The organism is Methylobacterium sp. FW306-05-D, assembly GCF_058782155.1.
In genome coordinates this window covers 35,380-58,983 of the sequence record NZ_JBYSXL010000016.1, presented here as the reverse complement: position 1 = coordinate 58,983, position 23,604 = coordinate 35,380, and the positions used below count along the sequence as shown (strand labels likewise).

The following is a 23,604-nucleotide window of genomic DNA, read 5'->3' as shown; positions in this document are numbered from 1 at the left end:
GTTCGCCTCGGAGCGTGATCTCAGCGACAGGGCAGGGCGAGGGCGGTGTCCGCCACGAAGCCCGCCGTGTCCCGCAGGCTCTGGGGCTGGCTCGGATCCTCCGACACCGCCTCGGCTTCCGCGTGAAGGCGGTCGTTGCAGGCGCAAGTGGGAATCTGGCCTCGCGGCGGCGAGCAGATGTCGTGATGCATGCAGGCGACATCGAGGGCGTCGATGGGCGGCCGGGGACTGCGGTTGCCCGGCCCGCAGTAATTGCCGTGGATCAAGAACGTCCCGCGCTCCGGGTTGACGTAGGGCATCTCCTGCGCCCGAACGCCGGGCACCAGGGTGGCCGACAGGGTCGCGGCGAGCGCCAGGCGGACCGCCATGGGCCGGGCGGTCGAGAACATGCGATCTGCGTCAATCATCAAAGCCTCGTCGTCTCGGTCTGATTGCGCCCTCGCCGGGGGAAATGGGGCCTTGCCCGCGGGGGGCAAGCGTCGGGCTGTTGCCGCGGAGGGCGGACCCTCCCGACAAGACCAGAGCGCATCGCGCGGGTGTCCTGCCGCTCTATCGATGAAACGCTAGAACAAAGCGCCCGTCGAAGACTGTTGATTGTCGGATTTCGCCCGGCCGGATGCTGGCCTTGCGTATTCGGGCTCGACGCTGGGGCGGAGGGGGTGGGAAACCTCGGCCAGAGACGGGAAGGACGGCCGGCGGGCCCGTCATCCACACCGTTAACCTTTTCTTAACCCGCCGATTGTGGTGCAACGCCGGGCGTGGGACATTCGTTAACAGAAGCTTAACGGGGCCAAGGGCGGTCATGCGGTACGGGTTTTCCCAGCGTTTCTCGGGTCTGACGTCCCGCCTCGCCGCCCTCGGCGCCGCGGCGCTGGTCGCCGGTCTCGCCGGTCTCGCCGTCCTGCCGGGCGCACAGGCGCAGACCTTGGCCGCCCTGCCCACCGTGCCGAGCGCCATCAGTGCCGGCGCCCAGACCCGTCCGATCGCCGCCTGGGTCGATTTCTGCGCCGCCTACGCGACCGAGTGCGCGGTGAACACCGCCGAGCCCGCTCAGATCGCTCTGACGCCGGCGATCTGGAACACCATCGTCTCCATCAACCGCCGGGTGAACAAGTCCCTCATCGCCGTCACCGACATGGACCACCTCCACGTCGCCGACCGCTGGGATCTCGCCGAGGACGGCTCGGGCGATTGCGAGGACTTCCAGCTCCTCAAGCGCAAGCTCCTGGCCGAGACCGGCCTGCCGCGCCGGGCGATGCGGATGACGGTCGTGATCGACGAGAAGGGCGAGGGCCATGCCGTCCTCACCCTGATCACCGACCGCGGCGACCTCGTGCTCGACAACAAGACCAGCACGATCCTGCCCTGGCGCCAGACCGGCTACACCTTCATCAAGCGCGAAAGCCAGGATGCCGTGGCCTGGGTCTCCCTCGGCCGCGCCGCCTCGCCGGTCACCACGGCCAACCGCTGAACCGTCCCGACACGGGATCGTGGAAAACCCTGTCCTTTAAGGCGCGGTTAAGCGTGGCGGCGCGAGGGTGATCCCGCTCCGGGATACCTGCCATGACGCTCCGCAACCGCCTCCGCACCGGCGCAGTGCCCGCGCTGCTGCTCCTCTCGGTCGCCTCCGCCGCGGCGCAGGAGGCTCCGAGCGTGGCCGAACGCCACGCATCGTGGCGCGCCTGCCTCAACCGCAACTTCGCGCTCCAGGCCGCCCTGTCCAGCCGCGTCGTCGCGGCCGACGCGGCCCTGCGCACCTGCCGGCCGAGCGAGCAGGCCTACCTCACCGCCCTCTCGGCCTCGCCCCTCGTCGATGGCGACGACGTCGCCCGGGTCCGTCCGGCCCTGCTCCTGCGTGCCAGGGGATGGCTCCTCGAGGGCGGGCGCCAGCGGCCGCTCTGACGCGCCTCGTCTGAAGGGCCTCGTCCGTCCGGGATGTCCCTCGTTCGGCCCCGCGGGGCGGGCATCTCAGGCGAAGGATTTCCGCGGGTCGAAGGCGTCGCGCACGGCCTCGCCGGCGAAGACCAGCAGGCTCAGCATCACCGCCACCACGAAGAACCCGGTCAGCCCGAGCCAGGGGGCCTGGATGTTGTCCTTGCCCTGCGCCAGGAGTTCGCCCAGGGAGGCCGAGCCGGGCGGAAGCCCGAAGCCCAGGAAGTCCAGGGAGGTCAGCGTCCCGATCGACCCGTTGAGGATGAAGGGCAGGAAGGTCAGCGTCGCCACCATGGCGTTGGGCAGCAGGTGCCGGCTCATGATGCGGATGTTCGAGAGCCCCAGCGCCCGGGCGGCGCGCACGTATTCGAAGTTGCGGGCCCGCAGGAACTCCGCCCGCACGACCCCGACCAGGGACACCCACGAGAACAGCAGCAGGATGCCCAGCAGGACGAAGAAGCCCGGCTCGATGAAGGCCGAGATGATGATGATGAGGTAGAGGGTCGGGATGCCGCTCCAGACCTCGATGAAGCGCTGCAGGGCGAGATCGACCCAGCCGCCGAAATAGCCTTGCACGGCCCCCGCGATCACGCCGATCACCGAGGAGATCAGGGCGAGGATCAGCCCGAACAGCACCGAGATGCGAAAGCCGTAGATGATGCGCGCCAGCACGTCGCGGGTGGTGTTGTCGGTCCCGAGCCAGTGCGTCTCCAGCTCGGCGCAGGGCTTGCCCACGTTCTGGCACTGCGCCTCCGTCAGCAGCCAGGTCGGGGGCGAGGGGGAGGGCGTCGGCAGGCCGTCGATGATGGTGTCGTAGGAATAGGGGATCGGCGGCCAGATCGCCCAGCCGTTGTCGGCGATCTCCTTGCGCGTCTCCGCCGAGCGGTAGTTCGGCCGGGCGTAGAAGCCGCCGAACTTCTCGTCCGGGTAGTCGATGACCACCGGGAACAGGATCTCGCCCTTGTAGGAGACAACAAGGGGCCGGTCGTTGGCGATGAACTCGGCGAACAGGCTCGTGACGAACAGACCCGTGAAGATCAGGAACGACCAGTAGCCGAGCCGGTTGCGCCGGAAGTTGGCGAGCCGCCGCCGGTTGAGCGGCGACAGGCCGCGGTGCGGCGGGGGCAGGGCGACCACCTCGGCGGCGTCGGGACGCGCGACCTCGTTCATCGGGCGCCGCCCCCCGGTCCGCCGGATGTCAGCCGTCGATGCGCGTCGCCGTGCCCTCGATCTCGTTGGGGCGCAGGCCGCCGTGGCGCTCGAGATGGCGCCGCAGCAGACGGACGTTGCGGCGGTTGGCCTTGAAGGCCGCATCGAACAGGTCGCCCGCGAGGGGCACGGCACCGAGCGCCCCGTCGGCCGCGATGTTCAGGGCCATCCGGGCGATGAGCCAGCGCGGCGCCCCGAGTCGGCGCGCCTCCACCACGATGTAGGAGGCCAGCAGCATGCCGGCGACGTCGCCCACCACCGGCACGAGGCCGACCAGGGCGTCGAGACCCACCCGGCGGTTGATACCGGGGATCACGAAGGCCGAGTCCATCAGGTGCGCGAACGCCTCCAGGCGCAGCAGCGTCGCCTCGCGGTCGTCCGCCTTCGGCCGGAAGCGGGTCGTGGCACCGGCGGTCTGGGTGAAGTCCATGGTCGGGCTCCGGGTGATGCGCGGCGTGGTCATGCGCCAGGATGTGGCCCCGGCCCTGCGCCCCCACAAGCGCCGTCCGCGCGAACCCGCCCATCAGGCCGCCTGCCGGGCGACGGTGGAAAGCCGGTCGAGGGCCTGGTCGAGGACGTCGTCCGCCTTGGCGAAGCACAGCCGCACCAGATGGCGCACCGAGGCGTCGGGATAGAACGCGCTGATCGGGATCGCGGCCACGCCGTGCCGGCGCACTAGATCGTCGCAGAACGCGACATCGTCGTCGCAGCCGAGCGGCGCGAGATCGACGTTGAGGAAGTAGGTGCCGTAGGAGGGCAGCACCCGGAAGCCGCGATCCGCGAGGCCCGTCGCGAGGCGGTCGCGGGAGGCCGCGAAGCGTGCGCGCATGCCGGTGAAGTAGGCGTCCTCCTTGGCCAGGCCGTAGGCCACCGCCTCCTGCAGGGCGGGGGGCGTCGTGAAGGTGAGGAACTGGTGGGCATTGGCCACCACGCGCAGCAGGGCCGGCGCCGCCATCACGAAGCCGACCTTCCAGCCGGTGAGACCGAAGATCTTGCCGGCCGAGCCGATCTTCACGGTCCGGTCACGCATGCCGGGCAGCGCCATCAGCGGGCAGTGCCGGGCGCCGTCGAAGACGATGTGCTCCCAGACCTCGTCGCAGACCGCCACGACGTCGTGGCGCGTGCAGAACGAGGCCAGCAACGCCAGGTCCTCGCGCCCGAAGATCGTGGCGCTCGGATTGAGCGGATTGTTGAGGACGACGAGCTTCGTCCGGTCCGAGAAGGCTTCCGCGAGGGCGTCCGCGTCGAGGCGGAAATGCGGCGGCTGGAGCGGCACGATGCGGGCGACGCCGCCGGCCCGGCGCACCAGCGGCAGGTAGGCGTCGTAGAGGGGGGCGAACAGCACGACCTCGTCGCCCGGCGCGATCAGGGCGAACAAGGCGGCGGCGATGGCCTCGGTGGCACCCGAGGTCACCATCACCTCGCTCATCGGGTCGAGGTCCAGCCCCTGATGATGCGTGTAATGCGCCGCGATCGCCCGGCGCAGGTCGGGTAGGCCCATCATCGGCGGGTACTGGTTGTCGCCATGAAGCACGGCCTCGGCGGCCTTGCGCCGGACATCCTCCGGACCCGGATCGTCCGGGAAGCCCTGGCCGAGGTTGATCGCGCCGAGTTCGCGGGCGAGGCCCGACATCACCGTGAAGATGGTCGTCGGCAGATCGGCGAGAACGGGATTCATGCAGCAGGATTCTTGGAGCGGGAGTCACAAGGAACGGGGTTTCGCGGAAACGTCCGCGGGACCGGAAGAATGGCTTGCCGTGGCGTAGCACGCCGCTTCGTCCCGGTGAAATGTGCGTCCTCGCACGCGGCTTCGACACCTCTGTTTGCCATTGCCTGACGATTGTTGACTTTCATCATCCATCACGTAACTCTCCGCTCACGGCTGGAGCGGTGATTGCCAGCGCGGGACTTCGCCCCCTCGTTCCGTACACGTGTCGTCGCCGCTCCGGTCCGTCTCGAGAAAAGGTCGTCGCTCCCCCCAGCGACGGCCTTTTTCGTTTTGCCGCCTCGGACGAATTGGGCGGAATCCGCGTTCTGAACAGCGGCGTCCGGCATTCGGCATTGCAGCAATACGTCGGAAACGCGAAGGCCCCACTGGAGTCGCATTGGTTCCCTAGGACGTCTCGCATGCCGTGCCGCGACTGCCTTCGAGACCTGGGACAGGCCAGGGCCGCGACCCGATCCCGAGCCGCGCGATCCAGGGGGATCGGGCGTCGGTCAGGCGCTACCGGCGAGGCGGACGGGGTGCGACGTCGTTCGATCCTGTCCCGACGGGCCCGGGGAGCCTATCTCTCCTTGGTCGGCAGCCCGCGCCGGTCCGGTTCGGCGCAGACCCGGCGCGCGGCCCGGGATTGCGGCGCGTCCGGGACCGTTGGTCACGGGAAGGCTTTGCGGTTCGTCGCCTCGCATCGCCGACCGCAACACGCCATGATCGTCAGGCCATGAACGAAACCTCGCCCATCCGCACCGAGACAGCGCGTGAATATCCCGGAGCGCTCCCGGGCGAGGCATTGCCGCGCGAGACCCGGAGCGCGCCGCCCGTCCGCCGCCGCAGCCGGGCCCGGCTCTGGTTCGTCCTGCTCCTGATCCTCGCGGGTGCCGGCTATGCCGGATACCGTTTCTACCTCGCGCCGAAATCGGAGACCCAGGTCGCGGCCACGCCCGGACGCGGCAAGGGCGCGGGCGGACGCGGCGGCCATGGTGAGCCGCCTCAGGCGGTCGGCATCGCCACGGTGGCACCGGGCGACGTACCGATCGTGCTCGCCGGCCTCGGCACCGTGACGCCCCTCGCCACCGTGACGGTGCGCTCGCAGATCAGCGGCTACCTCACCGAGATCGGGTTCCGCGAGGGCCAGACGGTGAAGAAGGGCGATTTCCTCGCCCAGATCGATTCCCGGCCCTACGAGGCCCAGCTCGCCCAGTATCAGGGCCAGCTCATGCGCGACCAGGCGCTGCTGCAGAACTCGAAGCTCGACCTTGCCCGCTTCCAGCGGCTCTCCCAGCAGGATTCGATCTCGAAGCAGAACGTCGACACCCAGGGCGCCCTCGTGAAGCAGAACGAGGGCACGGTGGCGGCCGACCAGGCCCTCGTCGACCAGCAGAAGCTGAATATCACCTACACCCGCATCGTCTCACCGGTGGAGGGCCGCGTCGGCCTGCGCCAGATCGACCAGGGCAACTACATCACCGCCGCCTCCACCAGCATCGTGGTGGTCACGCAGCTGCATCCGATCTCGGTGGTCTTCACCCTGCCGGAGGACGACGTCGCGCGGGTGATGCGGCGCGTGCGCGCGGGCGCCAAACTCGCGGTGACGGCCTACGACCGGGGCGACACCAACGTCATCGCCACGGGCGTCCTCGACACCGTGGACAACCAGATCGACACCACCACCGGCACCGTGAAGCTGCGGGCGATCTTCGAGAACCAGGACGACGCCCTGTTCCCGAACCAGTTCGTCAACGCCAAGCTGACCGTCGACACCGTGCGCGACGCGCCCATCGTCCCGACGGCCGCGATCCTGCGGGGCACGCCGGGGACCTACGTCTACCTGATGCAGGGCGACGACAAGGTGGTGGTCCGGCCGGTCAAGCTCGGCGAGGCGGACGGCCCGCGGACGGTGGTCACCGAGGGGCTGACCAACGGTGACCGCGTGGTCGTGGACGGCACCGACCGCCTGCGCGACGGCGCGCCGGTGCGCGTCACCGAGGAGGGCGGCAAGCCCCGGAACGCCCCGCACCGGGACCATACGGGCAACGCCCAGGACAAGCCGTCCGGTGGTCCAGGCGCACCCGCGGATGCTCCGAGCACCCCGGCCGCCGCCCCTGTGACCGAGGGGGCCAAGCCCGACGCCGCCAAGGCCGATGCGGTCGCTCCCGAGGGCCAGAAGCGCGAGCGGCGCCGGCAGCGCCCGGCCGAGGCGCAATGACCCGATGAATCCGTCCCGCCTCTTCATCCTGCGGCCGGTCGCCACCACGCTGTTCATGCTGGCGATCCTCCTGGTCGGCATGGTGTCGTACCTGAACCTGCCGGTCTCGGCCCTGCCGTCGGTGGATTACCCGACGATCCAGATCCAGACCTTCTATCCGGGCGCCAGCCCCGAGGTGATGACCTCGGCGGTGACGGCACCGCTTGAGCGGCAGTTCGGACAGCTGGCCAACCTCAACCAGATGACCTCGCAGAGCTCGGCGGGAGCCTCCGTCATCACCCTGCAGTTCAGCCTGGATCTGCCCCTCGACATCGCCGAACAGCAGGTCCAGGCGGCGATCAACGCGGCCGGTAACCTCCTGCCCTCCGACCTGCCGGCACCGCCGATCTACGCGAAGGTCAACCCGGCCGACGCGCCGATCCTGACGCTGGCGCTGACCTCGAAGACCCTGCCGCTCACCGAGGTGCGCGATCTCGCCGAGACGCGGCTGGCGCAGAAGATCTCCCAGGTGGCCGGCGTCGGCCTCGTCAGCACCGGCGGCGGCCAGCGCCCCGCCGTGCGCATCCGCTTCAACGCCCGGGCGCTCGCGGCCTACGGCCTCAACATCGACGACCTTCGCACCACGGTCACCAACCTCAACGTCAACACGCCCAAGGGCACCATCGACGGCCCGACCCAGTCCTACGCCATCAACGCCAACGACCAGATCCGCGACCCGAAGGCCTATGACGACGCGATCATCGCCTACAAGAACGGCGCGCCGGTCCGGCTCTCGGACGTGGCCGACGTGGTCAACGGGCCCGAGAACACCAAGCTCGGCGCCTGGATGGACGAGACGCCCGCCGTCATCCTGAACATACAGCGCCAGCCGGGCGCCAACGTCATCGCCACCGTCGACAAGATCAAGGCGCTGCTGCCCCAGCTCCAGGCGACCCTGCCGGCCGCCATCGGCGTCACCGTGCTCACCGACCGCACCACCACCATCCGCGCCTCGGTGCACGACGTTCAGGTGGAGCTGGCGCTGGCCATCGGCCTCGTGGTCTTGGTGATCTTCCTGTTCCTGCGCAGCGTCTCCGCAACCCTGATCCCGAGCCTGTCGGTGCCCCTGTCGCTCATCGGCTCCTTGGCGATCATGGACCTCTATGGCTTCTCCCTCGACAACCTTTCGCTGATGGCGCTGACCATCGCGACGGGCTTCGTGGTCGACGACGCCATCGTGGTGATCGAGAACATCGCCCGCCACGTGGAGGAGGGCGACTCGCCCCTGGAAGCCGCGCTGAAGGGCAGCCGCGAGATCGGCTTCACCATCATCTCGCTCACGGTCTCGCTGATCGCGGTGCTGATCCCGCTCCTCTTCATGGGCGACGTGGTCGGGCGCCTCTTCCACGAATTCGCGATCACGCTGGCGGCCACCATCATCATCTCGGCGGTGGTCTCGCTCACCCTCGTGCCGATGCTGTGCGCCCGCCTGCTCAAGGCCCACGTGCCCGGGAAGGCTGAGGCTCGCGAGGGCTTCATCGCCCGCACCGCACGCCGCGGCATGGACGGCATCATCGCGGGCTACGGCCGCATGCTGCGGGTGGTGCTGCGCCACCAGACGCTGACCCTGGTCGTGACCCTCGGCACCATCGCGCTCACCGCATACCTGTTCGTTGTGATCCCGAAGGGGTTCTTTCCGGTGCAGGACACAGGTGTCATCCAGGGCGTGACCCAGGCCGACCAGACCGTTTCCTACGCCGCCATGGCGGAGCGCCAGCAGAAGCTCGCCGCTATCGTGCTGAAGGACCCGGACGTGCGGAGCCTGTCCTCCTTCATCGGGGTCGACGGCCAGAACGTCACCCTGAATTCCGGCCGCTTCCTCATCAACCTGAAGCCGCAGGACGAGCGCACGGCGCGCGCGCCCGCGATCATCGAGCGGCTGAAAGCGGCCACCACCGACGTGGCAGGCATCCGCCTCTACCTGCAATCGGTGCAGGACCTCACCATCGACACGGCGGTGGGCGCGACCCAGTACCAGGTCATCCTGGAGAACCCGAACCTCACGGAGTTCGAGACCTGGGTGCCGCGCTTCGTGCGGGCCCTGCAGGCCTCGCCGCTCCTGATGGATGTCGCGAGCGACCTGCAGGCGAGCGGGCTGGCCGCCTACATCACCATCGACCGGCCCACCGCCGGGCGCTACGGCATCACGCCGGCCACCGTCGACAACGCCCTCTACGACGCCTTCGGCCAGCGCATCATCTCGACGATCTTCACCCAGTCGAACCAGTACCGGGTCATCCTCGAGGCCGATCCCGACCTGCACAAGACCATCGAGAGCCTCGATCACATCTACCTGCCGTCCTCCACCGTCGCCTCGGGCCAGGTCCCGCTCTCGGCGGTGGCCCAGGTCAGCGAGCGGCGGGCGCCCCTGCTCATCAGCCATCTCGGGCAGTTCCCCGCCACCACCGTGTCGTTCAACCTCGCCCCCGGCGCGGCTCTGGGCGACGCCGTCTCGGCGGTGGAGGCGGCGCGCCGGTCGATCGACCTGCCGCCGAGCTTCCGCGTCGTGCCCCAGGGCTCGGTCTTCGCCTTCCAGTCGGCGCTCTCGAACCAGCTCTTCCTGGTGCTCGCCGCCATCGTCACGGTCTACATCGTGCTCGGCGTGCTCTACGAGAGCTTCATCCACCCGATCACCATCCTGTCGACCCTGCCCTCGGCCGGCATCGGGGCGCTGATCGGGCTGATGCTGTTCGGGCTCTCCCTCGACATCATCGCGATCATCGGCATCGTGCTTCTCATCGGCATCGTGAAGAAGAACGCGATCATGATGATCGACTTCGCGCTCCAGGCCGAGCGCGAGGAGGGGATGAGCCCCCGCGACGCGATCTACGAGGCCTGCATCCTGCGCTTCCGGCCGATCCTGATGACGACGCTGGCGGCCCTGTTCGCGGCGGTGCCGCTCATCGTCGGCACCGGCGTCGGCTCCGAGCTGCGCCAGCCGCTGGGCATCGTCATCGCCGGCGGCCTCATCGTCAGCCAAGTGCTGACGCTCTTCACCACCCCGGTGATCTATCTCGCCTTCGACCGCCTGGAACGCCGCCTCTCGGGCCGCCGCGAAGGCGGCGCCGGCAGCGTCGAGGCGCTGCCGTGAATGTCTCCGAGCCGTTCATCCGGCGGCCCGTCGCCACCACGCTGCTCACCATCGGCGTGCTTCTCGCCGGCATCTTCGCCTTCCTGAAGCTGCCGGTGGCCCCGCTGCCGCAGGTGGATTTTCCCGTCATCCTGGTCCAGGCGCAGATGGCCGGCGCCTCGCCGGAGACCATGGCGACCACCGTGGCAGCGCCCCTGGAGCGCCGCCTCGGCTCCATCGCCGACGTCACCGAGATGACCTCGACGAGTTCGCTCGGCTCGGTGCGCCTCGTGCTGATGTTCGGGCTCAACCGCGACATCGACGGCGCGGCCCGCGACGTCCAGGCGGCGATCAACGCGGCGCGGGCCGACCTGCCCACGGCTTTGCGCTCGAACCCGACCTACCGGAAGTTCAACCCGGCCGACGCGCCGATCCTGATCCTGGGCCTCACCTCCAACACCCTGTCTCCGGGTCAGCTCTACGATTCCGCCGCCACGGTGGTGCAGCAGAAGATGTCCCAGCTCCCCGGAGTGGGGAACGTCGACATCGGCGGCTCGTCGCTCCCGGCGGTGCGGGTGGAACTCGATCCGACCGCCCTGTTCAACTACGGCATCGGGCTCGAGGGGATCCGCGCGGCCCTGGCCTCGGCCAACGCCAATTCGCCGAAAGGCGCGATTGAGACCGACACGCGCCATTACCAGCTCTACGCCAACGACCAGGGCCGGGTGGCCGCCGACTATCGCGACCTCGTCGTCGCCTACCGGAACGGCGCCGCCGTGCGCCTCACGGATGTCGGCAAGATCGAGGATTCCGTCGAGGACCGGCGCAACCTCGGCCTCGTCAACGGCAAGCCGGGCGTGATCCTGTTCATCTACAAGCAGCCGGGCTCCAACGTCGTCGAGACGATCAAGGGGCTGAAGGCCGCGATCCCGCAGGTGACGGCGGCGCTTCCCGGCGACATCGACCTCACCGTCACGGGCGACCGCAGCGCCACCATCCGCGCCTCGCTGGCCGAGACCGAGGAGACGCTGATCATCGCGGTCGCCCTCGTGATCTTCGTGGTGTTCCTGTTCCTGCGCTCGGGCCGCGCCACGCTGATCCCCGCGGTCGCCGTTCCGATCTCCATCGTCGGCACCTTCTCGGCGATGTACCTGCTCGACTACAGCCTCGACATCCTGTCCCTGATGGCGCTGATCATCGCCACCGGCTTCGTCGTCGACGACGCGATCGTCGTTCTGGAGAACATCCAGCGCCACATCGAGCAGGGCAAGCCGCGGGTCGAGGCGGCGCTGCTCGGCTCCCGCGAGGTCGGCTTCACCGTCATCTCCATGAGCCTGTCCCTGGTGGCGGTGTTCCTGCCGATCCTGCTGATGGGCGGCATCGTCGGGCGGCTGTTCCAGGAATTCGCCGTCACCCTGTCGCTGGCGATCCTCATCTCCCTGGTGCTGTCGCTCACCACTACGCCGATGATGTGCGCGCTCTTCCTGCGGCCCGAGGCGGCGCACGGCGCTGTCCGCCCCAACGGGTTCGTGCGCGCCCTGGAGACCGGGTTCGATCGCATGTTGGCGGGCTACGAGCGGACCCTGCGGGTCGCCATGCGGCACCGGCGGCTCGTGGCCCTCTCGCTGCTGGCGACCGTGGGGCTCAACGTCTACCTCTACGTCATCGTCCCGAAAGGCTTCTTCCCCGAGCAGGATACGGGGCAGATGATGGGCGGCATCCAGGCCGACCAGCGCATCTCGTTCCAGTCGATGAAGCAGAAGCTGGAGCAGGCCACCGCCATCGTGCAGGCCGATCCGGCCGTCGACAGCGTCGTCGGCTTCACCGGCGGGCGCGGCACCAACTCGGCCAACGTCTTCGTCGGCCTGAAACCCCGGGGCGAGCGCGATTCGATCACCGCCGTGATGGCACGCCTGCGGCCGAAGCTGTCCCGCGTCGCCGGTGCCCGGCTCTACCTGTTCCCACGCCAGGACCTGCGCATGGGCGGCCGCCAGAGCTTCGCCCAGTACCAGTACACGCTCCAGGGCGACACGGCCGAGGAACTCTACCAGGCCGCGCCGAAGCTGGTGCAGGCCCTGCAGAAGAACCCGATCTTCGCCGACGTCACCTCGGACCAGCAGGAGGGCGGGCTCGAGAGCCGCCTCGTCATCGACCGCGCCAGCGCCTTCCGCTACGGCCTGACCCCGGACAAGATCGACAACACGCTCTACGACGCCTTCGGCCAGCGCCAGGTCTCGACGATCTACAACCCGCTGAACCAGTACCACGTCGTGATGGAGATCGCCCCGCGCTACCTCCAGAGCCCCGACACCCTGAAGATGCTCTACGTCTCGACCTCGGGCGGCAAGGCGCGGGGCTCGGCCACCACCAACGCGGTGGCCGGCACGGTGGCGGGGGCTCCGGCCGCAGCGGCCACCATCGGCGCCGTGGGCTCGACGGCGACGGCCGACGCCAGCGCCGCCTCCATCGCCACCGATTCGGCCCGCAACGCCGCCGCCAACGCCATCGCGGGCGGCAAGGGAGGCGCCTCCTCCAGCGCGCCGGTGTCGAGCGCGAAGGAGACGATGATCCCGCTCTCGGCCTTCGCCCGCCTGGAGACCGGCAACGCGCCCGTCCAGGTGAGCCACCAGGGCCTGTTCGTCGCCACCACGATCTCGTTCAACCTCGTGCCGGGCAAGAGCCTGTCGGACGCCACCGCCGCCATCGACGCGGCGATCACGGATCTGCGCCTGCCGGCCACCATCCACGGCGAATTCGCGGGCTCCGCCAAGAGCTTCCAGGAATCCTCCTCGCGCCAGCCGCTGCTGATCCTGGCCGCACTCCTGGCCGTCTACACGATTCTCGGTATTCTCTACGAAAGCTTCGTCCACCCCGTCACGATCCTGTCGACCCTGCCCTCGGCCGGCATCGGCGCCCTGCTGGCGCTCCTCGTCTCGGGCACCGAGTTCACGGTGATCGCGCTGATCGCGGTGTTCCTGCTCATCGGCATCGTGAAGAAGAACGCGATCATGATGATCGACTTCGCCCTCGATGCCGAGCGTACGCGGGGCGCGTCTCCGCAGGAGGCGATCTTCGAGGCCTGCCTCTTGCGCTTCCGCCCGATCATGATGACAACGCTCGCCGCGATGCTCGGCGCCCTGCCCCTCATCCTCGCCGGCGGGGAGGGCTCCGAGTTGCGCCGGCCCCTCGGCATCGCCATCGTCGGCGGCCTCATCGTGAGCCAGATCCTGACCCTCTACACCACCCCCGTCGTCTACCTGTACCTCGACCGGCTGCGCCGCCGCGCGCCGGCGGCCGGCGCCGCCCTGAGCCCCGCCGAATGAGGCTGCACCCCGGACTTTTCGCGATGGTGGGCCTGCCCGGGCTCGTCTCGGGCTGCATGGTCGGCCCCGACTATTCCCGCCCCTCGGTGGAGACGCCCCTGGCGTTCAAGCAGGGGGGGACGCGCGAGGACAGCGCCGCCTACGTGGCCAGCCGCAAGGGCTGGCGCCCGGCCGCGCCCAATGACGGCGCCGAGCGCGGCGATTGGTGGCGGGTGTTCCGCGATCCCACCCTCGATCGGCTGGTCCGCCTCGTCGACGTGGACAACCAGACCCTGCGGGTCCAGGTCGCTGCCTACGAGCAGGCGCGCGGCTTCGTCGCCCAGGCCCGCGCCGCCTTGTTCCCCACCGTCACGGGCGCCCCCAGCATCTCGCGGTCCCGCTCCCTCGGGATCGAGCGGACGAACGTCTCCCTGCAGGGTCAGGCGAGCTGGGAGCTCGACCTCTTCGGACGCATCCGCCGCAACATCGAGAGCGAGGTCGTCACCGCCCAGGCCAGCGCCGCGGAGCTCGCCCTGGTGCGCCTGACCATCCAGTCCGAGGTGGCAACCAACTACCTGACGCTGCGCTACCAGGATTCGCTCCAGCGCGTGCTCAACGAGAACATCGAGGGCTACAAGAAGAGCCTCGCGATCACCGAGAACCAGTACAATGCCGGCGTCGCCGCGCGCTCGGACGTGATCACGGCCCAGACCCAGCTCCAGACCACCCAGGCCCAGGCCATCGCCGTCGGCCTGCAGCGCGCCACCTTCGAGCACGCCATCGCGCTCCTGGTCGGCCGGCCGCCCTCCGAGCTGAGCCTGCCGGTGGCGCCCCTCGCCGCCCGTCCGCCCGCGGTCCCGGTCGGCATTCCCTCCTCCCTCCTCGAGCGGCGCCCCGACGTCGCGCAGGCCGAGCGCAACGTCCAGGCCCAGAGCGAGCAGATCGGCGTCGCCGTGGCGGCGTTCTATCCCACCGTGACCCTCTCGGCCTCCGGCGGCATCTCGGGCAGCCCGGCCAACGGCCTGTTCTCGGCCGTCAACCAGGTCTGGTCCGTGGCCGCCGCCGGTTCGGAGGTGTTCTACGATGGTGGCGCCCGCGCGGCGGCCCTGCGCATCACCCGCGCGGCCTACGACGCCAGCGTCGCCAACTACCGCCAGACCGTGCTCACCGCCTTCTCCGAAGTCGAGAACGGGCTGGCCGGCGTGCGCATCCTCGCCAGGCAGCAGGTGGCCCAGGACGAGGCGGTGGCTTCGGCGCGCCGCGCCGTGGAGATCACCTTGAACGAGTACCGGGCCGGCACCCAGAACTACACCACCGTGGTCACGGCGCAGGCCCTCGCCCTCAACAACGAGGTCATTGCCCTGCAGATCCGCCTCAACCGCTTCACCACCGCGGTCTCGCTGATCCGGGCCCTCGGCGGCGGCTGGGACGTGCGCAGCCTGCCGAGCGGGGACGAGTTGAAGGAAGCCCGGCTGCCGGTGGATTCCGGTCAGGCCGTCCGCACCGACGAATAGAAGCTCGCCCCACGTACCGATCGGGTCGGCCCGTGCGCTCCGGCACGACCTTGGCCGGAACGTCGCCGGACGCCGCCGGTTGACGAGCGGATTTTGCCGGCGCGCCGCGCCGCAGCCGTGAGTGGAGGCCGTGGGCCATGGACCAGACACCCCCCGCCAAGGCACCCGACCCGACACCCGATCAGGGAGCGGTTCCGGCGGCGCCCCCCTGCACCCTCGTGATCTTCGGGGCCGGCGGCGACCTCACCAAGCGGCTCCTGATGCCGGCCCTCTACAACCTCGCAGCCGGCGGCCTCCTCGATCCGGGCTTCCGCATCGTCGGCGTCGATCACAACGCCAACACCGACGAGGGCTGGCGCGACGACCTCTCGGAGACGATGCAGTCCTTCACCACGGACCGCACCTCGGAATTCCATCCCGATCACATCGATTCCAACGCCTGGGGCTTCGTCCGCGAGCGCCTGCAATTCCGGCAAGGCGATTTCACCGCCGCCGAGACCTTCTCGGGCCTCGCCCAGGCGCTGTCCGGCAACGTGATCTTCTACCTCGCGGTCTCGGCCCGTTTCTTCGGGCCGATCGTCGACGCCCTGGGTCAGGCGGGCCTGCTGAAGGAAGGGACGGACGCCTTCCGCCGGGTGGTCATCGAGAAGCCGTTCGGCAGCGACCTCGCCTCGGCGCGGGCGCTCAACGCGCGCATCCTCAAGCAGGGCACCGAGAGCCAGTTCTTCCGCATCGACCATTTCCTCGGCAAGGAGACGGTGCAGAGCATCCTGGCGATCCGCTTCGCCAACGGCCTGCTCGGCCCGGTCTGGCACCGCGACCACATCGACCATGTGGAGATCACCGCGGCGGAGACCATCGGCGTGGAGGCGCGCGGCGCCTTCTACGAGCCCACTGGAGCGCTGCGCGACATGGTGCCGAATCACCTGTTCCAGCTGCTCTGCATGGTGGCGATGGAGCCGCCCAGGACCCTCGACGCCGAGGATGTCCGCGACGCGAAGGCCCGCCTGATCCAGGCGGTTCGGCCGGTTCAGCCTGCCCAGGCGGTGCGCGGCCAGTACGGCGTCGGCCAGGAGCACGGGCATGCGGTGCCGGCCTATCGCGACGAGCCGAACGTCTCGAAGGAGTCCCGCACCGAGACCTACGTCGCCCTGAAGCTAGCCATCGACAATCCGCGCTGGAAGGACGTGCCGTTCTACCTGCGCACCGGCAAGCGGATGACCGACCGCGTCACCGAGATCGCGCTCCATTTCCGGCCGCCGGCGTCATCGCCCTTCGCGACCCCCGACGCGCCCGTGACGCCCGATGTCCTGCGGTTCCGCATCGATCCCGAGCAGGGCATGGACATCGTCATGAATGCCAAGCGACCCGGGCCGCGCCTGGATCTCGGCCGGGTCACCGCGGCCTTCGACTACGGCGACTTCTTCCGCGAGACGCCGAGCGTCGGCTACGAGACGCTGCTCTACGATTGCCTCACCGGCGACGCGACCCTGTTCCAGCGCGCCGACAGCATCGAGGCGGCCTGGGCGGTCGTCGATCCGCTGATCGAGGCCTGGGGCGACGCCCCCGTGGAGCCCTATGCCGCCGGCAGCGACGGGCCGGAGGGCGCCACCGCTCTGCTGGCCGCGCAGGGACATCGCTGGCTACCGCTCGGCAAGGGATGAGCGCGGCGGACGGGTCGGGCGCCGCCGGCCGCCCGTCGGGGGGGCGGCCGGCGGCCGCGGCTGCAACGCCGCCAGGGCGTCGTGATGCAGCAGCAGGACGCCGGTCGCGGCGGCGAGTTTGCGCGCCGCGGGCGTGAATCCCGCATTGGAGACCACCGCGGCCATGTCGCCCGACCAGTAGCGCATCGCCGCGGCGATCTCCTGGACGGCGCCGTTGCCCACCGGCCGGGCGTAGCGCTTGCACTGGACCACGAGGCGCGTCCCGGCCCGCTCGGCTACGATGTCGGCGCCCTGGTCGCCGCTGGCCTGGGTCGCGCGGGCGTTCCAGCCCGCCTCCCGCAGGCGCTCCGCGCAGTATCGCTCGTAGGCGATGCCCTCCTCGGGCGCCTCGCTCTCATCCGGAAGGCGCACGGCATCGGCCACCCGCTCGATGATGGCGAGGATGTCGTCCCAGGCCCCGTCGATCGCCTCGCCGTGACCGTGCGCCTCGAGTTGAGGCACCACGGTACGCTCGGCGAAATAGGCGCGCTCACGCTCCCAGCCGTCGTCGATCAGGTTGCCGTAGGCGTCGACGAAGCATTCCTGGCGTCGCCGCAGGGCCAGGGTCGCCGCATGCGGCCGCGCGATCCTGCGGATCAGGCGACGCAGGCGCCGGGGCCGGTCGAGATGGCGCAGGACGAGGCCGGCGAGCGCGAGGCCGGCGCCGATGGCGCCGGGTTGCCCGAACCACAGGGCGCAGCCGCCTCCGATCACGGAAGTCCAGAACAGGCGCGCCACGAGGCGCGATCGGCCCGACATACGGTGGTCCCAACCCGAGGGGTGCCGCGATCGTCCGACCGCCGGCACCGTCGGGCGCCACCGTGGCAGCGGCGGGTTGCGCGATCTCTAACGCGGGACGGCTTCGGGGCGGCCGCCGCCCGTCCCCCGGCCCGATCTTGCTGGGATCGAACGGGGCGGAACCTGGACGATCGGGGGGCTGTCGCTGCGAATACCGACCTAGTCTGCGGGCGCCACAGCATTCGTCGGAGGACGGACGGTCTGTGCAGGAGCCGTCGACAGCCTGTGGATAAGGCGGCTGAAAGGGCCCGGGCGCTCGGCCCCGGCCCAGTCAGTGATCCGACCGCGAACCGGTCCGGGCCTCAGGCCTGGGCGGCGGCGCGGGGGCGGCGTCCGCGCGGGGCCGATGCGGCCTTGGCCTCGGTCTCGGCGGTGGGGGCGGTCTCCTGCTTCCGGCGCTGCTGGCCGAGACCCATGTTCTTGGCCAGTTCCGAGCGGGCCGCAGCGTAGTTCGGGGCGACCATCGGATAGTCGCTCGGGAGGCTCCACTTGGTGCGGTACTGCTCGGGCGTCATCTCGTAGCGCGTGCGCAGGTGGCGCTTCAGCGACTTGAACTTTTTCCCGTCTTCCAAGCAGACGATGTAATCCGGCGTGATCGAGCGCTTGACGGATACGGCGGGGGTCAGCGGTTCCGCCTTCTCCTCGGTGCCGACCTGATTCAGCTTGCCGAGGGTGGCGTGAACCGATGCGATCAGCGCCGGCAGTTCTGCGATCGGAACCGAATTGTTGCTCACAAACGCGGATACGATGTCTGCCGCGAGTTCGATGTAGTCCGGCAGGATTCCGTTCTCAGCGCTCATCTCTCGACTCTCTCTTTGGGTTCTGGATACCGCCAACCCCGAGGCGACCCGCCGTTTGGGAGGTTTGGAAGGTGACGTCACTGTTATGACTTGCTGGTAGCTATGATGAAGACAAGAAAAACGCAAGAGTGCAAGCAGGTCTCGTATAGATCGCGTTCGGCTGATAGCTGTTGGACTGGAATAGACCAGCAGCGACTGCCATTCCGGAAATCCGGCCCGAATTTGCGAGATTTTCTCAATTCCTGCACAGTCGCGCAGTGCCGGTGGCGCTAAAGCCTGGCGGATCACGCGGGCCAATTGGAAAAATAATTTTACGCTCTCTATAAAATGATCTCACAGAGATCATTCGCTCGAAAACCCTAGAGCTGAAGAAGGTCTATTGAGAGGATATCCAGCAAGATTGCGCCAAGAGCTAAAATAGACCTTGAATACAAAATTCGTTCTGATTTATGCGCGCACAGACTGTGGATGCGACGTGTTCCCGCTCACATTCCCGCCCCGCTCCCGCGAAAATTTTTACGTAGATCGATCTCGAGTGGTCTCAAACGGCTGATCTCGGCACGGGCTCAAGTCGCTGGCGGCCAAATCTACCCATCCGTCCGATTGCGCGGACCGTAAGACTTGAATCGCTCCACCGTTCGCCAGATCTCCTCGTCCGGCAGCACGGCAGGCGTCCCGACCTGAAGCGCCACGGCGTATTGTCGGCACAGGGCTTCGACCTCGACCGCCAGCCAGAGAGCCTTCGGCAGGTCCGGTCCGATGGCGATCATCCCGTGATTCGCCAGGAGGCAGGCCGTTCGCCCGTCCAGGGCCGCGACGGCCGCTTCCGACAGGGCTTCGGTGCCGTAAGGGGCGTAGGGCGCGCAGCGCACGGTCGGTCCGCCGGCCGCCGCGATCATGTAATGCACCGCTGGGATGTCCTTCCCGCACATCGCGAAGGCCGTGCAGTGGGTCGGGTGCGCGTGGACGATTGCGTTGATCTCCGGTCGCGCCGCGAGGATGTCCCGGTGGAAGCGCCACTCGGAGGACGGGGCGAGGGGATGGGCGTGGCGGCCGTCGAATCCCATCGCCACGATGTCCGCCGGTTCCAGGGTCTCGGCCGGGATGCCCGACGGCGTGACGAGGAAGCCGTCGCCCGCCCGCACGGACACGTTGCCGGAGGTGCCCTGGCTCAGGCCGAGGGCGATGAGGTCGCGCATCGTGGCGACGATGCTGGCGCGCGCCGCCGCATCCGCGGATCCGGGAGGGGAGGGGGGCTTCGCCATGCGGGGTCTCCTGGGAGCGAACGCCCTACCGGTCGGGCGCAGGCGGTCTATAACACCGCTTGCCGGGCGCGCTCGCCGTCCGGACCGGTCTGCCGTGCCGTGGTCCCAGGCGCACGGACCGGTCGAGGGGCGGCTGCCCCGTCACCCGAGCAGAGGCGTTCGGCCGATGAGTACGTACCGCTTCGAGGCGCTGGTCGCCCCGCGCGTGATCGCCCTGGCCGGCCTCGGGTCGGGGCCGGACGGGCTGGCCGAGGCTGTCCTGGCCAATCTGCACCGCGGCGGCTTTTCCGGGCCGATCCACCGGCTCGGTCCGGACACGGCGGCCGGAATGCTCCCGGGCTTCGCCGATCTGCCGGAGGCGCCGGACCTCGTCGTCCTGGCGACACCCGCCGCGGAGATTCCCGACGGGATCGCGCAAGCCGGTGCGCGCGGCGCGGCCAGCGCCGTCATCCTGACGCCGGACGTCAGCGACGCCGTCTGCGAGGCGGCCCGGGCGGAGGCCCGCCGCCACGGCCTGCGCCTCCTCGGGCCCGGAAGCATCGGCCTGTCCGTTCCGGGCGCCCAGCTCGACGCGAGCCTCCTCGCCCGGGCGCCGAAGGCCGGTGACCTGGCCCTGGTCTCGCAATCGGGCACGGTCGCCGCCGGGATCGTCGAATGGGCGGCGCGCCGGGACGTCGGCTTCTCGGCGGTGCTCTCCCTCGGCATCGCCTGCGATATCGACGTGGCGGACTGCCTCGACCATTTCGCCGCCGATCTCCGGACCCGGGCGATCCTGCTCTCCCTCGACGCGGTGGTGGATGCGCGCAAGTTCATGTCGGCGGCGCGGGCCGCCGCGCGCGCCAAGCCGGTGGTGGTCCTGCGGGCGGGGCGGCACCGAGCGCCGACCCGGCACGCCGCGACCCATACGGGCGCGCTCGCCCGACCCGATACGGTCTACGAGGCCGCCTTCCGGCGCGCCGGCCTGCTCTCGGTCGAGAGCCTGGACGCGATGTTCTCCGCCGTGGAGACCCTCGGGCGCCAGCGTCCCTTCCCGGGGCATCGCCTCGCGATCCTCGGCAACGGGCGCGGCATCGGCGCCCTGGCGGCCGACCGGCTCGCCGATCGCGGCGGCACCCTGGCGGCGGCCGGCACGCTCGGAAACCCCGTGGATCTCGGGGTCGCCGCCGGACCGACGCACTATGCCGAGGCCCTCGCCCCACTGCTGGCGGACCCCGGCAACGACGCGGTCCTGGCCGTGCACGTGCCGACGGCGCGCTCGGACGGCACCGAGGTCGCCGCCGCGATCGCCGACACCGTCGCCCGGGTCCGCCGCACCGGCGCACGCAAGAAGCCGGTCTTCGCCGTCACGATCGGCGAGGAGGCCGAGGCCGTCGGCCGCCTGGCCGCCGCCGGCATCCCGCGCTTCTCCACCGACGACGCCGCCGTCGAGGGCTTCCTGCACCTCGTGCGCTACCGCGAGGCGCAGGACGACCTGATGCGCACGCCGGATTCGCTGCCGCGCGACTTCTCGCCGGATGTCGCGGCGGCCCGTGCCGTGGTCGCGCGGGCGGTGGCCGAGGGCCAGACCTGGCTCGACCCGGTGGCGGTGGCCGACCTCCTCGCCGCCTACCGCATCGACAGCGTACCCCTGACGCTCGCCCCCGACATCGATGCCGCCGCGACGGCCGCCTGGCCCGTCATCGCCCAGGGCGGTGCCGTGGCCCTCAAGGTCGTCTCGCCGGACATCGTGCACAAGTCGGATATCGGCGGCGTGCGCCTCGACCTCACCAGCGAGGCCGACGTGCGGGCCGCCGCCGCCGACATCCTGGCCCGCGCTCGCCGGCTGGCGCCGGAGGCGCGGATCACCGGCTTCGCGGTCCAGCCCATGATCCGGCGCGGCAAGCAGCGCGAGCTGATCGCGGGGCTCGCCGAGGACCCGACCTTCGGGCCCGTGGTGGTGTTCGGGCGCGGCGGCACCGCGGTGGAGGTCATCGACGACCGGGCCCTCGGCCTGCCGCCCCTCGACCTGCGCCTCGCCTCCGAGCTGATCGACCGCACCCGTGTCGCCCGGCGCCTCGCGGCCTACCGCGACGTTCCGGCGGTGAACCGGCACGCGGTCGCCCTGGTCCTCGTGAAGCTGGCGCAGCTGGCGGCCGACTGCCCCGAGGTGCGCGAGCTCGACATCAACCCGCTCCTCGCGGACGAGACCGGCGCGCTCGCCCTCGATGCCCGCGTGATGGTGGCGCCCGAAGCGGCGACCGGCCGGCGGGCCCGGGGCACCTACCATCCGCGCTTCGCGATCCGGCCCTATCCGGTGGAGTGGGAACGCACTCTCCATCTGCGGGGCGAGACCATCACGGTGCGCCCGGTGCGGCCGGAGGACGAGGCCCTGTTCCTCACCTTCTTCCAATCGGTCAGCGCCGAGGACCTGCGCCTGCGCTTCTTCGCACCGGTGCGGGACTTCAACCACGCCTTCCTCGCCAAGCTCACCCAGCTCGACTACGCCCGCGCCATCGCCTTCGTGGCCATCGATGCCGCCACCGGGACGATGCTCGGCGCCGTGCGGCTCCACGCCGATGCCAATCACGAGAGCGGCGAATACGCGATCCTGATCCACGGCGACCGCAAGGGCACCGGCCTCGGCCATGCCCTGATGAGTCTGATGATCGACTGGGCCCGCATCGAGGGCCTCTCCCGGGTGGAGGGGACGGTGCTGCGGGAGAACCGGCCCATGCTCGCGGTCTGCCGCCAGCTCGGCTTCACCGCCCGGCCGGACAAGGAGGATGGCGGCGTGATCAAGGTCTCGCTCGCCCTTTAGCGCCCCGGCTCGCCTCCGGCCTGCTCGGCGATCCGCCGGACTCCGCCGGGATCGGCGCTGGCGCTGAACTGCGAGGGAGTCATCCCGTAATGCTGCCGGAACAGGCGGCTGAGCTGGGCCGCGCTCCGGAACCCGAGGTCCTCGGCCAGCACCGCGATCGGGTGCGGCTGGGCCGGTGCGCTCAGGGCCGCTCGGATCCGCTCGAGCCGGACCGAGCGGATGAAGGACTCGACCCCGCCCACCGTCTGGAACATCGCGAACAGCTTCGAGCGCGAGGCGCCGATGCTGCGTGCCACCTCGGCCGCGCTCAGGTTCGGATTGCGGAGATTCGCCTCGATGTAGAGGCAGGCCTTCTGAAACAGCCGGGCCGGATCGCTGAGCGAGGTGCCGTGCCCGAGGGCGGTGGTGACGGCCTGGGCCATCAGCGTCGCGGTCTGGGCCACGGTCTCGGCATCGAGAGCGGACAGGTGCGGCAGGCGCTCGCGCATCCGCAGCAGGTGCGTCGTGTAGGAGACGGCGACGTCGGGTGGGATGACGAGGCCGTGGATGCGATCCAGCGGACCCAACCAGCGCCGGGCGAAGGCGCGCGGCATGCCGACGAAGTTCCGCCGCTGGCGCGGAATGCCCTGGGCGTCGCGGATGATCGTCGGGCGGGAGAAGTCGATGACGTAGACCGAGCCGGGTCCGGTCCGTACCTCCCGGCCGTCGAAATTGCCGATGATGTCGCCGGTCTCGACATGCTGCAGGACGATGCCGTCGAGGCCGTCGTAACCGAGCTTCTGCGCCGGCCGATGAAAGACGAACGGAACGCCGTCCATGAAATGAAACCGCAGGTGCTCGGACCAGAAGCTGGAGATCTCCACATGGAACGGCTCCACCAGGGGCGTCACCAGGGCCGAGCTGGCGAACATCAGCTGGTAGACCTGCGCAGCGTCTTCCTCGGGGTAGTCGCGACTGGAGAAATGCACCTGCCGCAGGGGGAACGTCCCGGCCGCAGGCTGTTGATCCGAGAGCGATGCGTGCAAGGCCGGGTTCACGACGATGGGGCGTGGGGTGGACATCATTAAGGAGATCGGCGTCGTCCGGTTCCACCGCGATCACGGGATCGATGCGCGAGGCACCGGCGCGGCCGCGGGCCGTGCGGCCGACGCTGCCCCGTCGGCGCGGCGGAAGATCGGGGGCGGGGCGCTGATGTCGCTCGCCTTTCAAGCATGATCACAGGCGGACATAACGATTCCGAACCCGTCGC

At 69.8% G+C, this 23,604-nt stretch carries 16 protein-coding genes; 8 read left to right on the top strand and 8 right to left on the bottom strand.

The genetic code is table 11. From position 1 onward, the window contains the following. Window positions 1–20 precede the first annotated feature (20 nt). Complete coding sequence (locus AC3WLN_RS08475; RefSeq protein ID WP_492480579.1) at window positions 21–407, bottom strand: hypothetical protein; 387 nt, start codon at window positions 405–407, stop codon at window positions 21–23. 395 nt (window positions 408–802) lie between these two features. Here AC3WLN_RS08475 and AC3WLN_RS08470 point away from each other — a divergent pair, with 395 nt between their 5' ends. Both AC3WLN_RS08470 and AC3WLN_RS08465 read left to right on the top strand, forming a co-directional pair. Further along, on the top strand, window positions 803–1,471 hold the full coding sequence (locus AC3WLN_RS08470) for a transglutaminase-like cysteine peptidase (protein WP_492480578.1): 669 nt from the start codon (window positions 803–805) through the stop codon (window positions 1,469–1,471). Window positions 1,472–1,563: 92 nt separating this feature from the next. Next, window positions 1,564–1,902 (top strand): hypothetical protein, encoded by a 339-nt coding sequence (locus tag AC3WLN_RS08465; RefSeq protein ID WP_492480577.1) that lies wholly within the window; start codon window positions 1,564–1,566, stop codon window positions 1,900–1,902. Between the two features lie 66 nt (window positions 1,903–1,968). Here the strand turns inward: AC3WLN_RS08465 and AC3WLN_RS08460 are convergent, their stop codons facing one another. From AC3WLN_RS08460 to AC3WLN_RS08450, 3 genes are all read right to left on the bottom strand, one after another. Then, a complete protein-coding gene (locus AC3WLN_RS08460) occupies window positions 1,969–3,102 on the bottom strand; it encodes an ABC transporter permease (protein WP_492480576.1) in 1,134 nt (377 codons plus the stop codon). Window positions 3,103–3,130: 28 nt separating this feature from the next. After that, on the bottom strand, window positions 3,131–3,571 hold the full coding sequence (locus AC3WLN_RS08455) for a DUF4112 domain-containing protein (RefSeq protein WP_108035376.1): 441 nt from the start codon (window positions 3,569–3,571) through the stop codon (window positions 3,131–3,133). A 93-nt stretch (window positions 3,572–3,664) separates the two neighbouring features. Continuing rightward, on the bottom strand, window positions 3,665–4,819 hold the full coding sequence (locus AC3WLN_RS08450) for an aminotransferase (RefSeq protein ID WP_492480575.1): 1,155 nt from the start codon (window positions 4,817–4,819) through the stop codon (window positions 3,665–3,667). A gap of 763 nt (window positions 4,820–5,582) precedes the next feature. Here AC3WLN_RS08450 and AC3WLN_RS08445 point away from each other — a divergent pair. The 5 genes from AC3WLN_RS08445 (at window position 5,583) to zwf (ending at window position 16,656) form a co-directional block, all read left to right on the top strand. Next, entirely contained in the window at window positions 5,583–7,067 is a 1,485-nt protein-coding gene (locus tag AC3WLN_RS08445) for an MdtA/MuxA family multidrug efflux RND transporter periplasmic adaptor subunit (RefSeq protein ID WP_492480574.1), read from the top strand. Between the two features lie 4 nt (window positions 7,068–7,071). Further along, window positions 7,072–10,197: an MdtB/MuxB family multidrug efflux RND transporter permease subunit gene (locus AC3WLN_RS08440; RefSeq protein ID WP_492480573.1), complete on the top strand. Its 3,126-nt coding sequence runs from the start codon at window positions 7,072–7,074 to the stop codon at window positions 10,195–10,197. After that, window positions 10,194–13,499, top strand: coding sequence for an efflux RND transporter permease subunit (locus tag AC3WLN_RS08435; protein WP_492480572.1), 3,306 nt, complete (start codon window positions 10,194–10,196; stop codon window positions 13,497–13,499). The genes AC3WLN_RS08440 and AC3WLN_RS08435 overlap by 4 nt, the downstream gene beginning before the upstream one ends. 23 nt (window positions 13,500–13,522) lie before the next feature. After that, a complete protein-coding gene (locus AC3WLN_RS08430) occupies window positions 13,523–14,992 on the top strand; it encodes an efflux transporter outer membrane subunit (RefSeq protein ID WP_492480571.1) in 1,470 nt (489 codons plus the stop codon). Window positions 14,993–15,129: 137 nt separating this feature from the next. Further along, window positions 15,130–16,656, top strand: coding sequence for a glucose-6-phosphate dehydrogenase (gene zwf, locus AC3WLN_RS08425; RefSeq protein WP_492480570.1), 1,527 nt, complete (start codon window positions 15,130–15,132; stop codon window positions 16,654–16,656). Here the strand turns inward: zwf and AC3WLN_RS08420 are convergent. The 3 genes from AC3WLN_RS08420 to AC3WLN_RS08410 all read right to left on the bottom strand — a co-directional run bounded on the left by AC3WLN_RS08420 (window position 16,636) and on the right by AC3WLN_RS08410 (window position 19,558). Continuing rightward, on the bottom strand, window positions 16,636–17,454 hold the full coding sequence (locus AC3WLN_RS08420) for a restriction endonuclease (protein ID WP_492480569.1): 819 nt from the start codon (window positions 17,452–17,454) through the stop codon (window positions 16,636–16,638). The genes zwf and AC3WLN_RS08420 overlap by 21 nt on opposite strands. A 341-nt stretch (window positions 17,455–17,795) precedes the next feature. Further along, window positions 17,796–18,293 (bottom strand): Ros/MucR family transcriptional regulator, encoded by a 498-nt coding sequence (locus tag AC3WLN_RS08415; protein ID WP_492480568.1) that lies wholly within the window; start codon window positions 18,291–18,293, stop codon window positions 17,796–17,798. A 587-nt stretch (window positions 18,294–18,880) separates the two neighbouring features. Further along, on the bottom strand, window positions 18,881–19,558 hold the full coding sequence (locus tag AC3WLN_RS08410; protein WP_492480567.1) for a class II aldolase/adducin family protein: 678 nt from the start codon (window positions 19,556–19,558) through the stop codon (window positions 18,881–18,883). 166 nt (window positions 19,559–19,724) lie between these two features. Here AC3WLN_RS08410 and AC3WLN_RS08405 point away from each other — a divergent pair, with 166 nt between their 5' ends. Next, window positions 19,725–22,355 (top strand): bifunctional acetate--CoA ligase family protein/GNAT family N-acetyltransferase, encoded by a 2,631-nt coding sequence (locus AC3WLN_RS08405; protein WP_492480566.1) that lies wholly within the window; start codon window positions 19,725–19,727, stop codon window positions 22,353–22,355. Here AC3WLN_RS08405 and AC3WLN_RS08400 read toward each other — a convergent pair. Further along, on the bottom strand, window positions 22,352–23,419 hold the full coding sequence (locus AC3WLN_RS08400) for a helix-turn-helix domain-containing protein (protein ID WP_492480565.1): 1,068 nt from the start codon (window positions 23,417–23,419) through the stop codon (window positions 22,352–22,354). The two genes, AC3WLN_RS08405 and AC3WLN_RS08400, sit on opposite strands and share 4 nt — an antisense overlap. Window positions 23,420–23,604: the final 185 nt, after the last annotated feature.